Below are 14,155 nucleotides of genomic sequence, written 5' to 3'. Positions count from 1 at the left end.
TATATTCTGTTAAGAGCTTAAGGTCCACAGCCAAAATGGTCCACAGCCTTAGACGCTCTTTACATTCTAACTTTATAATAGTTATTAACTATCTTTCTATAATAGCTGCTGTTCCTTGTCCCCCACCTATACATAAGGTTGCAAGACCTTTTTTAGCATCTCTTTTAATCATCTCATGAATTAGTGTAACTAGAATTCTAGCACCTGAAGCTCCAACTGGATGTCCAAGAGCTATAGCTCCACCATTTACGTTCACGATATCCATGTTAAATTCTAAATCTTTAGCTACAGATAAACTTTGTGCCGCAAAAGCCTCATTTGCTTCTATTAAATCTAAGTCTTTTACAGTTAAGTTTGCCCTTTCTAAAGCTTCTCTAGTTGATGGAACTGGACCATATCCCATAATTGAAGGATCTAATCCCTTAGAACCAAAGGACACAATTTTAGCTAATGGTTTTATTCCCAATTCCTCAGCTTTTTCTCCACTCATTATAACTAAAGCTGCAGCTCCGTCATTTATTCCTGAAGCATTTCCGGCAGTTACTGTTCCATCTTTCTTAAATGCTGGTTTCAATTTTGCTAATCCTTCAATAGTAGCTCCAAACCTCGGAAATTCATCAGTATCAAATATCTTTGGCTCTCCTTTTCTTTGAGGTATTGCAACTGGTACTATCTCATCCTTAAATTTTCCTTCCTTAATAGCATTTTCTGCTTTTAACTGGGATTTAAGGGCAAATTCATCCTGCATTTCTCTAGTTATTCCCCATTGTTCTGCTATGTTTTCCGCTGTAATTCCCATATGATATCCATTGAAAGCATCTGTAAGGCCGTCAAATACCATTTCATCTACTAGCTTTCCATCATTCATTCTTTGACCCCATCTTGCATTGTTTAAAAGATAAGGAGCTCTTGACATGTTTTCCATTCCGCCAGCAACTACAATATCGTTATATCCAGATAAAATCATCTGAAATGCTAAACTAACTGCCCTTAATCCAGATCCACAAACTTTATTTAAAGTAAAGGATGATACCTCAACTGGAACTCCAGCTTTAACAGCTGATTGTCTTGCTGGATTTTGGCCAATTCCTGCTTGAAGAACATTGCCCATAATTACTTCGTCTACTAACTCAGGTTTTACACCAGCTCTATTTAATGCTTCTTTAATTACAATAGCTCCTAAATCAACGGCAGGAACATCCTTTAAGCTTCCACCGAAAGATCCTACAGCTGTTCTAACAGCACTTGCTATAACTACTTCTCTCATATTTTACCCTCCAATTAATTTTTATATGAAACTCCTTCTCCTTCGCCGAATGAGTAAGCGACCATCTCAAAATTACAGATTTTGGATGTCTGCTTATGTTCTTATAAAACTTTATTATTTATTTGTTATAATCGAAGAATCCTTTTCCTGACTTTTTTCCTAAATATCCAGCTCTTGACATCTTCCTTAGTAATGGATGTGGTCTATATTTTGAATCTCCAAATTCTGTATGTAGTACTTCCATAATAGCCAAGCATACATCAATTCCTATTAAATCAGCCAATGCTAATGGTCCCATTGGATGGTTAGCCCCTAGCTTCATAGCTAAATCAATATCTTCAGCGCTTGCAACATTATCTGCTAAAATCCCTACCGCTTCATTTATCATAGGTATAAGTATTCTGTTAACAACAAATCCTGGCGCCTCTTCAACTTCTACTGGATCTTTTCCAAGTTTCTTAGAGATCTCAACCACAATATTTTTAGTTTCTTCTGAAGTTGCAATTCCTTTTATAACTTCTACTAGTTTCATAACTGGAACAGGATTAAAGAAATGCATACCTATAACCTTATCTGGTCTCTTAGTTGCGCTTGCTACGTCAGTTATAGATAATGATGATGTATTTGTAGCAAGTATAGCTTCTGGCTTACATAATCCATCTAACTCTGCAAATATCTTTTTCTTAATTGACATATTTTCAACTGCTGCTTCCACAACCAAATCTGCATCTTTAGCTAAACTCATGTCTGTTGTAGGCGTTATTCTGCTAACTATATCTTTCTTTTCTTCTTCAGTAATTTTTCCTTTTTGAACGCTTTTTTCAAGATTTTTAGAAATTATGCCAAATCCTCTTTGAACAAAACTTTCTTCAATATCTCTCATTACTACTTCATATCCGGATTGTGCAAAAGCCTGCACAATTCCTGAGCCCATTGTTCCTGCTCCTAAAACGAATATTTTCATTCCAATTCCTCCTAAAAACACACCATATTTTTATATGAAACTCCTCCTCCTACTGTCGGATGAGTACTCGCTGAGTAAGCGATTCACTTCAAATCAGCACTCTACATAAGCAATCATCACAAAATCATAGATTTTGGATGTCTGCTTAAGATTTTGGATACCTGCTTAAGTTTACTTATTTATAAAATTTGCTTTTCTTTTTTCTAAAAATGCTTCCATACCCTCTTTTTGATCCTTAGTTGAGAAACATAACCCAAATAAATCTTTTTCTATTAGCATTCCTGTTTCTATATCACTTTCCGCACCTCTATTTATAGCAGTCTTTGAATATCTTACTGCTGCCTGTGCTTTAGAAACAATCTTTTCAGCTAAAGTTAAAGCTTCAACCATTAATTCATCATGAGGTACAATTTTATTTACTAATCCTAATTTTTCTGCTTCAACTGCATCAATTATATCGCCAGTGAAAATTAGTTCCTTTGCCTTAGCCACTCCAACTAAACGTGATAGTCTTTGAGTTCCTGCAAAACCTGGGATGATTCCTAATCCAACTTCTGGTTGTCCAAACTTTGCTTTCTGTGAAGCTATTCTTATATCACAGCTCATAGCTAATTCACATCCACCACCTAATGCAAAACCATTTATAGCTGCTATAATTGGCTTTTCCATAAGTTCCATTTTTCTAAATACTCCTAACCCTAATTCCGCAAATTTTCTAGCCTGCTCCGGAGTTTTATCCTTCATTTCTGATATATCCGCCCCAGCAATAAAAGCTTTACCGTATCCAGTTATTATTAGAACATAGATTTCTTCATCATTTTTTATTTCATCTAATACTTGATTAAATTCTTTTAAAACATCACTATTTAATGCATTCAATACCGATGGCCTGTTAAAACTTAATGTAGCAATATGATTTTGTTTATCTAGAACAACGTTTTCATATTTCAAAGTAATCCCCCCTCATTAATGTATTTAGCAAAAACCATGCCATATTATTTATCTGTGTTAATCCCTTTAAAATACATGATCTTACTGTATTTCTTATAAGCTAATTTATTTGACTTTATGTATATTATTTATACACATTTTTTATTAATACTAGCATTTCCCGCAATAATTAAATATCTGCGAGTTGTCTATAAACTATACATGTCAATAAGTTTTACATCTTATATTCAGAAGGAAATTTTCTGTTATCCACAGAGTAGAATTCATTAACCATTACTTATTCCTAATAATGTTTAGAATAAAAGAGTATAAAAAAGCTCTATATTTAGCTAATTGAGCTAAATATAGAGTTTTTTACTGCTTATTTTCCCAAATTTTTTATTATTTAATACATTTTATCTCAAATTAAATTCCTGAATAAGTTCACCTAATTTTATGGCACTTTTTGTAAAAAGAAGAAGCAAAGGCTGTGGAATAATAGCTTCCACAGCCTTTTCAGTTTATATTTCTTTTTTGTTGTTATTATTTAAATTCTCCAGAAACAAAGGTGCCTTTAAATAAAACCACTCTTTCCCTGCAAACCCTTCCTATTAAGTGAGCAGAGGATTCTGCCTTTACAAATAAAATATTTGCTTTGTCACCAACCTTTGGCCATACTTGATTACCTTCACAATCAAGAGGAGTGACACCTTTTGTTACAAGACCTAAAGCATTTGATAATGAAACTTCATCAACCATAGAAAACACTTCTGCAGCACGACTAGCACGTTCAATTAAATCTCCTGTACCAAATGGACTCCAGTGATCATTGATATTGTCATTAATAACATTTACTCTTATACCATGATCTCTTAGTACTGGAATAGATAACGCTTTTATATCAATTGGAACTGTTGTATTAATGGCTATGTCCGCCTCTTTTAAGCGTTTTGCAATATTTTCTAATTCCACACCCGAAATATCTCCTAGTGCCAATGCATGACTTATTTGAACTTTGCCCTGTAACTTTGAAGCTAGGGTATAATCAATTATGCGGTTTATTTCATAAATTCCTAAGCTTCCTCCGTCATGTAAATGTATATCAATCTCTTTCTTATATTTAACTGCTAAATCAAAGGTGATTTTTAAAGATTTTTCAATATCACCGTCAATAGTAGCTGGATCTAAACCTCCCAAAACAGTAACAGCATCATCCTCTAATGCCTTGCTTAATAAACCTTGTTCTTCAGTAAGCACTGTACCATGCTGTGGAAAAACTGCGATTTCGTAGTCTATTTTATGTTTATTTTTTTCGAGAACTTCCTTGATAACAGCTACATTATCTAATCCAATAACAGGGTCCACATTGGTTTGCACACGTAAAAAAGTTGCCCCGTTGGCTGAAATTAAATCAATTAATGCCTGTGCCTTTTTTGGCGTATCTGCTAAAAAGTCATGTAGAAATCCATGTTCTTCCACAATTCTTTCCGCTACACTATTCATAGGAACAACTGCATGCCATTTTCCGCCGTAATGACCTTTATCCAAATGAATATGATTATCTATCAAAGAAGGTAAAGCTAAATATCCTTTCGCATCTACAACATCTTCTTCAGAAGCTGGAACATCATCTGCAATTTCTTTTATAATCCCATCTTGAACAAACAAACACACTTTCTTTGTTTTTGTTATAATGGTGTTTTTTGCAATTTCTTCTCTGCCTATTTCTAATAATACATTCTTAATCCAACTCATTAATATTCTACCTCCATATCTTTCAAACGAGCAAAAAATCCTACTTGTAGTATCTGTTCGCCTTTTTCCCCTAACTAGTTACAATATTCCTTCCTAATAATGCTTTTGAGCAGCTAAAATTTATTTAGCCTGATTATAGTATAATTCTAGCAGTAGTTCAAGACTGCTTTAATAATCCTAAGTCTCAATCTTTCCAGCAGTTTGTCGTCAAGCTTTAAGCCAATCTATTTTACAATCCTTCTATCAATCTTTTATGGCTTGAATGGAAAAAGGTAATGAATAAATCTCATTAAAAAATCCACATCTCTGGCTCAATTTATTCCATAAATGTGGATTATTTTCTTATATCTATCCCGTTTTTTGTCAGAACTTTTTTTCATTGTCAGAACTATTTTTTGGGGCTACATAACTTTATTAAAAATATATTTCATTTATTAAAAATTTAATTTTATCTTCTTTTCTGTTTCTACAGTTATCTTGCCATTTTTAATTACATATAATCTGTCTGGAATATCAATTATAGCGTTGTTAACTATCTTTGTATCCAATAGAACTAAGTCTGCTTTTTTGCCTACTTCAATACCATAATCCTTTAATCCTAAAGCTTTTGCAGGATTGGTTGTTATCATTGGTAAAACAGTTGGCAAATCATCTGCCCCTCCTAAGTGTGATACTGGTATTGCAAGCATTGCTATCTGTAATAAATCACCATTTCCATAAGGAGTAAAGGCATTTCTAATATTGTTGGTTGCTAAACACATATTAACTCCGCCATCACGTAAAGCTCTTACTGGAGTAACTGCACGTCTTACATTATATTCGTCTTTTCTTCCACCAAGATGTAAATCTGTAGCTGGCAAACTCATAACGCTTATTTTAGCTTTAGCCATAAGCTCAATGATTGGATTTAGTTTTTCCTTTGGCAATGCGCCTAAGCTTGTAAGGTGTCCTACTGATACTCTTCCTTCAAAGCCTTCCTTTATAGTCTTTTCGCAGACATACTGTATGGTAATTCCATCTGCATCATCCTTAAAATCCTGGTGAAAATCTATAGGCTTATCGTACTTTTTAGCTATTTCAAAAACTAAATCTATGTGTTCTTTTGCTGGTGAATCGTTATATGGAATTCCTCCTACAACATCTGCACCCATGTCCATTGCCTTGTACATCATTTCTTCTGTACCTGGTGCCTTGAGTATTCCTTCTTGAGGAAAAGCGACTACCTGCATATCTATTAAATTCTTAAATTCTTCTTTAAGTTTCATAACTGTTTCAAATCCAGTAAATCCTTGTGATGGATCAAATTCTGAATGAGTTCTAATATGAGTAGTACCATTTTTTACAAGCATCATAAGGGCTTTTCTTGCTCTTTCCTCAACATCTTCCTTTGTAAAGGTTGGTTTAAGCTTTCCAGTAACCTCAATAGCTTCTGCCAAGGTACCAGATTTATTTGGAAGTCTATCTGCAATTAATGCCTTATCTAAGTGAATGTGACTTTCTATAAGTCCAGGAATTAAAACTCTGCCTTCTGCATCTATTTCTCTTGCAGCGCTTCCCTCAATACTGTTTTCAATAGCAGTTATTTTTCCATCCTTTATAGCAACATCCTTTAAGTCTTCTCCATCTTTAATTCTAACTTTTCTTAAAATAATGTCCATTTAACATACCCCTTTCTATTTTTAATTTACATTTTAATGAACTAAAAATGATATTATTAGTAGTAATAGTACAGATCCTCCAACCCATTTTCCATTACCTTTAACTACGTCAATAATAGGAAGTTGGAATCCTGATGAAAGAGCTTGCATTGTAATATTTACGAAACTTAACTGACTTCCTAAACCAACACCCATAGCTACAAATCCTAGTGCAACTGGTGAGAAACCTAGTGATGCTATTACAGGAAGAACTAATGCTAATATAGATGCTACGTATGCTCCTGCTGGTACTCCAACTAAGAATCCAGCAAATACTGCAGCTGGAACAACAAAAGCTGCAGGTGCTGCTTTTGTTACACTAACTATAGCGGCAAAAGCTCCAGTTTTTCCTATCATATTGATAAAAGTTAAGAATATACCAACTTGAAATAATCTTACAAGTATATATGTGGAACCATCAATCATGGCATCAACAGATTTATTTAAACTAAATTCAGTGCATACAAATATTAATACAAGAGTGATTATAGTATATGTCAATGGTGAAAGTAGTGGGAAACCTAATGCCTTATTTACAAGTGGTCCAAAAATTACTGAAAATAATAAAACTATTGCTGGTATTGTATTTTTAAATAATTGCCCATTTGTTTTATTTTTATATTCTTCACTCTCTTCACCTTGGAATAAAACTTTTCTCTTTTTAGCTCCGTAGAAGCCTATAACTATTGCTATTGCTACAAATACTAACCAGTAAACTCTCATTGTATCTACATATTGTGCCACTTGTATATTTCCAAGCTTTGAAACTATACTAGACTCAAGAGATGCTGGGGAAGTTGTAAATGATACCGCTGCTGCTATAGACATTGCAGCTATAAGTTCTGGAATTGCTCCTACTGCTGCAAATGCAAGTGGTGCTATAACCATTGCACTTCCTCCACCTATACCAGACATATAAGTTGCTGCTGCCTGTAGTATCACTATAAATGCTGCTAAGTATTCTACTCTTCCTTTAATTCCACGTTTTACAAGAGTAAGTGCTGCAGTATATCCACCAGATTGAAAAACCGCCATAGCTATAGCTGAGTTTACAATTGGTGCAGTATTTGAAAGCATAGATGGTATAGCCTTTAGAAAGAAATCATTAGCTTGTGCTAATGTAATTCCTCCTATTATCATCGCCATTACTCCACCAATAAAGCCTGCAACTAACATATTAACTCTTTTAAATAAAAGGACTAATATAACAATTAGAGGAATTATAGCTATTACTGCCTTAAACCCTTGTGGTGCTTTAACAGCCATTGTTTCATCTGCTGCAAATACTTGTGCACTGCATAATAAAAATGTAAATGTAAATACTAAAAGACTTGTCCATATATTTTTTTTCTTAATCATAATTTTCCTCCTTATAATTTAATATAAAGTTACTAATTTTTAGATATAACAGTTCCAGCACCCTCATTAATTTCGCCTAATTTTTCAAGGGATGTAATTATTGCAACGCCTGACTTTGATGCTTCAACAAATGCAATAGCCGCTTCTATTTTTGGAAGCATACTTCCCTTTGCAAATTGTCCCTCAGCAATATACTTTTTAAGTTCATTTACAGTTACCTTTGTAAGTTTTTCTTGGTTTGGCTTGTTGAAGTTAATATATACATTATCTACACCTGTGAGAATTATTAATTCATCTGCCTCAACCAGCTCTGCAAGTTTTTCAGATGCAAGGTCCTTATCTATCACAGCCTCAACGCCCTTATATCCATTTTCAGTTAATATAACGGGAATTCCGCCGCCACCGCATGAAATTGTGATGATATCATTTTCAATTAGTTTTACAACAGCGTCGCATTCAACAATTCCTACAGGTTTAGGAGATGGAACTACCTTTCTATATCCGCGTCCTGAATCTTCTTTATATATGCAAGAATCCTTTTCACTTGCAAGGTCTGCTTCTTCCTTAGTTAAAAAAGGACCAATAGGCTTAGATGGATTTGAAAATGCAGCATCCTTTTCGTCAACACATACTTGAGTTACAAGTGATACTACTGTTCTATTTATACCATTTTCATGGAGCATTTTACCCATCTCATTTTGCATCCAGTATCCTATGCTTCCTTGAGTCATAGCACCACAAGTATCAAGAGGCATAGCAGGATTTTTTATAGAGTCTGCTACCTGTTGTTGTAAAAGTAAATTCCCAACCTGTGGTCCATTACCATGTGATATTATAAGCTGATTTCCGCTAGTGATAAGTTTCATAAGTTTTTCACAAGTAGATCTAATGGCAATTTTCTGAGCTTTTTCTGAAGCATCCTCTGATAAAATTGCGTTTCCTCCAAGTGCGACTACAATTCTTTTATTTTCCATTTTATAAATCCTCATTTCTTAGATGTTATTTAATTACTTGTACTTCTTTTTCATTTGCAAAACTAAATGCTATCATACCAATCAATAATAGTACTGATGCTAGATAGAAACCAACCTTCATTGATCCCATTGTATCTGCTATAGAACCAGTAATGTAAGGTGCAAGGATTGATCCTGACATACCTATGAAGTTATATACACTTAGTGTTGTTGATAACACACCTTTTTTGCATTTTTAGTAACGAACGCTACTAATATTGGGTCTAATGCTAATTTTCCTGTTAATCCGTAAACTATTAGCATTACTATTAATAATGTTCTGTTTGTAACAAATGCTATTCCAAAAGTAGAAATCAATGCTAGTGGCACAAGGAAATATACGAATTTCTTTGTTATTTTATATTTATCTGATAGAGTCGCAACTATTAATGCACCTGGGATTGATGCCCATGGAACTAAGGAAGCAATAAATCCAACACTAGTACCTGAAAATCCTCTTTCTACTTGAAGGAAGTTAGGTAACCAAGTAATAATTACAAAGTTTGCATAAATTGAACAGAAACATAAAACAAAAGTACACATTAAGTTCTTATTAGAGAAGATTGAACCAAGAGTAACCTTCTCTTTTACTACATCAGTTTCCTTAGCTTGTACAGCTTTTCCTTGTACTTGGTCTTCTGGTCTTATTACTTTTTCTTTTAATAGAACATAGAATAAAATGCCTACTATGATTGTTGGTATTGTCATTAATAAGAATGGTTTGCTCCAGTGCTCTCCGTTTTGAAGAACTAGTTTACTAGATATTAAAAATCCACCAGAGGTACCAAATGCCATACCACTATTGATGATTGCTGTTCCAAGTGTCAATTTCTTAGTTGGAATGGACTCTGTTGCTATAGCATATGATGGGCCATAGAAACTACCTTCGGCCATACCTGTTAAAGCTCTGAATAACATGAATACTCCAAATGCTGATGCTATACCACTAAAATAAGTTGTAATACCAAATCCAATAAGTCCTAGCGATATTACTAACTTTCTTCCAATTTTATCTCCTATCATACCAAAAGGTATTTGTACTACAGCATATGTTAAGAAAAATACACTGCTTGCTAATCCTAATTGTGCATTAGTTAAGCCAAATTCCTTACCTATTTTACCCATTACAGGATTTAAAATTGTTCTGTCGGCATACATTAAAATCCATCCGAGAAAGCATAGTGTTACAACTCTCCACCAATATCTCTCTGATACAGGCATTGCTTTATATCTGACACTTAAGGTAGGTTTTTTGTATTTTCCATACTATTACCCCTATTCTTTTGTCAAAGATTTTAATCCTAAAAAAAATCCAAACAAAGTATCATTTCCTGAAGTATGCCCAAAGGATTGAATCCTTTTTATTATTTTTTCTATTACGTCTATGTTTTCTTCGTCTATTAATTTTATAAGTTCTATAAAATACTCACTTGTGTATCCGTCTATTAAAGCTTTAAGATATGAAACACTAATCATTGTAGTTGTATTTATAGTAATTACTGATCCAAGAGCTTCTAACCAATTGTAGATTTTATCAAACATCATAAGTGCTAGTGTAAAGCCTATAAGAATGTCATCTCCGCTAGGCGTTAGCCCTTTACCTCTGCCAGAAAAAAAATTCATTATCTCTAAGTTTGTATTTAAATCCCATTTGTCAGAGTTCATTAATAAATCTACATATTTGCAAGTTTTATCTTCTAATTCAATACCTATAAGCGTACCAAATTCAATTTTTTTCAAATAGCTATATAGCTTGGTATTAGGTATCTCACTAAGCTTGCACCTTATTTGAGGAAGCTTTAAATTTACTTTTTCTATTTCTTTATAATCAATGCTTATAATTTCATAAATACTATAAAAAAACAGCTTATTATCTTTGTTTACAACAATATCATGAGTGCTTACAGAATTAAGTATTTGCTTCAGCTTTTCTTCTTTAATATTTAGTCCAAATGCTGACAAAGGTTTACCTATAGAACCTATATAAATTAAAGAATTATCAAATTGTACATTGAGACCGCTATTAAATTTACTGTGCACTTCACCAACACTATGATTTTTCAAATAGAGAGGAAGCAAATTACTCTGTGCCTCTCTATTTTGATCTCTTTTCATTTCTAGTCGGCTTCTATTCCCAATTTTTTTGCATATGCAATTATTGCTTTTTCAAAACAAGCTAGTGGTGCACGGACTGTTCCTGCTCCTATTTGACCTACTCCTGGATTTTTATGTGCTATTCCTGTATTTATTAATGGTGTAATACCAGTTGCTACTACTTTTCTAGCATCTATTCCAAGGCATGTTCCCTTGAAATCCCATGTTGGAATGCTCCAGTTTGAATTGTTTGAAATACAGATTTCATCCATTTCATTTGATACTCTTAACGCATCATCAAATCCGCCTGCACCTACGAATCTTGTAACTCCAGGTGCTGCTACCATTGCCATTCCTCCCACTCCAACTGTCTCTGTGATCGCACTGTCTCCGATATCTGGATTTGCTTGATCTTCTGAGTATCCTGTGAAGTATAGTCCGTTTGGAGTGTTAACTGGTGCTGTGAACCATTCATCGCCCATTCCACTTATTCTTACTCCGAAATCTTTTCCGTTTCTAGCCATTGTTGTAACTACTGTACCGCTTATAATTTTTCTTGCACAATCTACTATAGACTTACCTGTTGCCATCATTATATTTAAGAAGAATTGATCTGTATCTGCCAAGAATTTTATTACGCTGTACTTTTCATTTTGGTCAATGTCAAGTTCAGTAATTAATGGTGTAATTTCTTTTAAGAAATTAAGTGAGGCAGCTATGTTTCTTTGATGGAATTCATCACCCATAGTAATTGCCTTTGCAATAATTACGTTTAGGTTTAATCCTTCCTCTTTCTTCTTTAGCGCCTTAGATAATACTGGACCTAATACATCTCTCATCCATCTTAATCTGTTTATAACTTCTTCAGAGAATGCTCCAAATCTAAGAACTTTTCCTATACCTTCGTTCATTGTACAATATGCAACTGATCCATCTAGTTTATTTTCTACTACTACCACTGGCATGTTACCAGATGTAATTCCTCCCATAGGACCAACTGCATTTACGTGATGACATGGTGAGAATTTTACCTCTCCGCTTTCTAGTAATGCTCTTGCGCTCTTTTCATCCTCTGCCCAGCCTTCAAATAATACTGCTCCGATACATGAACCTTGCATTGGGCCAGTCATATCTTTGTATTCTATTGGTGGTCCTGCATGAAGTATAACTTTGTCATTTAAGATTTCTATTACTGATTTTGCAGGTACTACATCAACTAAGAAAGGTTGAGAATTCTTCATCATCTCAATTACTTCATTATTGAATTTATCTATTTCTTGAATTTTTGAAAGTTTATTTAATATTTTTATAAGTGTTTTGTTACCACCTGCTACTGGTTTCCAATCGTATTGTACTGTACTTCCGCCGTAAGCTGTGATAGATTCTGTGAAACTTGTAAGTCCGATATTTACTATACGTGGCTTAGAATTTAAAAGCTCCATTACATTTTCGCTAACTTCTGGTAATTCTTTCTTTTCAGCCTTTGTTTCTGCTACGTATTTATCAGCTTCTTTGAATTCTATTCCCTTTAATTTAAGTGCAAGTCTTACTGCCTTTGCATTGCTTTCCTCTACTAATACTCCACATTCTTTTAATGTTTTTACTGCTGCTTCATAGCTTTGTGGATCCTGCTCTGTACCACAAACAGTACCTACGAAGTATAGTTCTCTTCCATCTTCTTTGGCTGTTTGTATTGCTTCTTTAATTGCATCTGACAATACACCTGCCATATCTGGATGTGAACCATATCCTAATACGCAATCTAGAAGTATTACTCCTGTGTTTTTGTCCTTTGCGTATTCCTTTATCTTATTAATTCTAACTTCTGGATCGATCATTGGGTGCGGTTTTCCTTGTGTGTACATGTCATCTCCCAAGTCTATTACTTCGTATCCATTTGTATTTAGAATATATCCCTCTTTTTTAGTTAATCCTCCAAGTTCTAATGCCTCAGAGATAAGCATTCCTGCTTCAGCACCAAGTGTACCACCGGAGTAAAGTCCTTTTACTGTCTTATCTGCTGATAATGGAGTCTTTACTTCGTATTCTATTTCTTCTAGATAATTTGGCTTTACAGCTCTGTTATTTGCAAGGTCTACTGCAATTCTTGCAGTTTCTTCAAGAGTATGCGCCAAATATACATTGCCTTCGTGGTGATCTGGCTTTTCCCCTAAGAATATTGCAACTACAGGCTTTGATAAACTGTGTAATAATTCTACAATTTCATCTCTAACTTTTTTTGCTGGTGGTTTTGAAATTACTACAATTACATCTGTAGGATCATGATTTTCAAGTCCTAGTATAGCGTCTCTAACTGTTGTAGCATTAACAGCTTCGCTTAAATCACGTCCGCCTGTTCCTATTGCATGTACAACTCCGCTTCCTAGTCTGTCAATTATAGTAGTGACTTCTTGTATACCAGTTCCGGAAGCTCCAACTATACCGATATTTCCAGGTCTTACTACGTTTGTAAAGGCTATTGGAATACTGGATATAATTCCTGTACCACAATCAGGTCCCATTAATAATAATCCTTTTTCATGTGCTTTCTTCTTAAGCCTTACTTCATCTTCTAATGAAACGTTATCGGAAAATGAAAATACATTTAATCCTTTGTCAAGAGCCTTTTCTATTTCATCTGCTGCGTATTCCCCTGGTATTGAAAATAGAGCTAAGTTTGCATCAGGCATCTGTTCTAATGCAGCCTCTAAGCTAGTTGCACTTTCAACATTATTTTTCTTTTTCTTAACTGCTAAGTCGCTTAAGAACTTATCAGCTTCAGTAAGAACATTTTCTACAACCTTCTCATCCTCTGTTTCAACTACGATTACCATATCACTTGGAGCAGCACTTTCAGCTTCAACTGTAAGAAGTCCACTATTTTTAAATATATCTTTATTTGCATTAGTACCCATCATGATTGAACATTTTGTTACACCGTGAAGAGTATTAATTGAATTAGTAAGCAACATAAGATTAATAGAATCTTGATAACTATTTTTCTTAATGACTGTGTATAACATTTGAAATCCTCCTTTATTGTGTTAATATAAATATATCATCATTTGTTTTCCTT

At 34.1% G+C, this 14,155-nt stretch carries 11 protein-coding genes; all 11 read right to left on the bottom strand.

The genetic code is table 11. From position 1 onward, the window contains the following. Positions 1 to 88: 88 nt before the first annotated feature. Complete coding sequence (locus RCG18_RS11265) at positions 89 to 1,267, bottom strand: acetyl-CoA C-acetyltransferase (protein WP_308041383.1); 1,179 nt, start codon at positions 1,265 to 1,267, stop codon at positions 89 to 91. Between the two features lie 118 nt (positions 1,268 to 1,385). Continuing rightward, entirely contained in the window at positions 1,386 to 2,231 is an 846-nt protein-coding gene (locus RCG18_RS11260) for a 3-hydroxybutyryl-CoA dehydrogenase (RefSeq protein WP_308041382.1), read from the bottom strand. A 171-nt stretch (positions 2,232 to 2,402) separates the two neighbouring features. Beyond that, positions 2,403 to 3,182: a short-chain-enoyl-CoA hydratase gene (locus RCG18_RS11255; RefSeq protein WP_308041381.1), complete on the bottom strand. Its 780-nt coding sequence runs from the start codon at positions 3,180 to 3,182 to the stop codon at positions 2,403 to 2,405. Between the two features lie 522 nt (positions 3,183 to 3,704). Further along, a complete protein-coding gene (locus RCG18_RS11250) occupies positions 3,705 to 4,916 on the bottom strand; it encodes an amidohydrolase (protein WP_308041380.1) in 1,212 nt (403 codons plus the stop codon). A gap of 434 nt (positions 4,917 to 5,350) precedes the next feature. Then, positions 5,351 to 6,574, bottom strand: coding sequence for an amidohydrolase family protein (locus RCG18_RS11245; RefSeq protein ID WP_308041379.1), 1,224 nt, complete (start codon positions 6,572 to 6,574; stop codon positions 5,351 to 5,353). Between the two features lie 33 nt (positions 6,575 to 6,607). Further along, positions 6,608 to 7,972 (bottom strand): hypothetical protein, encoded by a 1,365-nt coding sequence (locus RCG18_RS11240; protein ID WP_308041378.1) that lies wholly within the window; start codon positions 7,970 to 7,972, stop codon positions 6,608 to 6,610. 32 nt (positions 7,973 to 8,004) lie between these two features. Beyond that, positions 8,005 to 8,946 carry a carbamate kinase gene (gene arcC, locus RCG18_RS11235; RefSeq protein WP_308041377.1) on the bottom strand — a complete coding sequence of 314 codons (942 nt, stop codon included), beginning with the start codon at positions 8,944 to 8,946 and terminating at the stop codon, positions 8,005 to 8,007. Between the two features lie 25 nt (positions 8,947 to 8,971). Then, on the bottom strand, positions 8,972 to 9,166 hold the full coding sequence (locus tag RCG18_RS11230; protein ID WP_308041376.1) for an MFS transporter: 195 nt from the start codon (positions 9,164 to 9,166) through the stop codon (positions 8,972 to 8,974). Then, positions 9,148 to 10,206, bottom strand: coding sequence for an MFS transporter (locus tag RCG18_RS11225; RefSeq protein WP_308041375.1), 1,059 nt, complete (start codon positions 10,204 to 10,206; stop codon positions 9,148 to 9,150). Before RCG18_RS11225 ends, RCG18_RS11230 begins: the two co-directional genes overlap by 19 nt. A gap of 54 nt (positions 10,207 to 10,260) precedes the next feature. Beyond that, on the bottom strand, positions 10,261 to 11,100 hold the full coding sequence (locus RCG18_RS11220; RefSeq protein ID WP_308041374.1) for a DUF2877 domain-containing protein: 840 nt from the start codon (positions 11,098 to 11,100) through the stop codon (positions 10,261 to 10,263). A 2-nt stretch (positions 11,101 to 11,102) separates the two neighbouring features. Next, positions 11,103 to 14,102: an acyl-CoA synthetase FdrA gene (gene fdrA, locus RCG18_RS11215; RefSeq protein ID WP_308041373.1), complete on the bottom strand. Its 3,000-nt coding sequence runs from the start codon at positions 14,100 to 14,102 to the stop codon at positions 11,103 to 11,105. Between the last annotated feature and the right edge of the window lie 53 nt (positions 14,103 to 14,155).

This window comes from Clostridium sp. OS1-26 (assembly GCF_030915445.1).
Classification (GTDB): domain Bacteria; phylum Bacillota; class Clostridia; order Clostridiales; family Clostridiaceae; genus Clostridium_AM.
The sequence above is the reverse complement of the archived record's forward strand: the minus strand, read 5'-3'. Positions and strand labels throughout refer to the sequence as shown.

Bases quoted from the DNA above. Each gene is read 5' to 3' on its own strand.
- RCG18_RS11265 (WP_308041383.1), bottom strand. From the start codon at position 1,267: ATGAGAGAAGTAGTTATAGCAAGTGCTGTTAGAACAGCTGTAGGATCT.
- RCG18_RS11225 (WP_308041375.1), bottom strand. From the start codon at position 10,206: ATGCCTGTATCAGAGAGATATTGGTGGAGAGTTGTAACACTATGCTTT.
- fdrA (WP_308041373.1), bottom strand. From the start codon at position 14,102: ATGTTATACACAGTCATTAAGAAAAATAGTTATCAAGATTCTATTAAT.
- RCG18_RS11245 (WP_308041379.1), bottom strand. From the start codon at position 6,574: ATGGACATTATTTTAAGAAAAGTTAGAATTAAAGATGGAGAAGACTTA.
- RCG18_RS11250 (WP_308041380.1), bottom strand. From the start codon at position 4,916: ATGAGTTGGATTAAGAATGTATTATTAGAAATAGGCAGAGAAGAAATT.
- RCG18_RS11240 (WP_308041378.1), bottom strand. From the start codon at position 7,972: ATGATTAAGAAAAAAAATATATGGACAAGTCTTTTAGTATTTACATTT.
- RCG18_RS11220 (WP_308041374.1), bottom strand. From the start codon at position 11,100: ATGAAAAGAGATCAAAATAGAGAGGCACAGAGTAATTTGCTTCCTCTC.
- arcC (WP_308041377.1), bottom strand. From the start codon at position 8,946: ATGGAAAATAAAAGAATTGTAGTCGCACTTGGAGGAAACGCAATTTTA.
- RCG18_RS11260 (WP_308041382.1), bottom strand. From the start codon at position 2,231: ATGAAAATATTCGTTTTAGGAGCAGGAACAATGGGCTCAGGAATTGTG.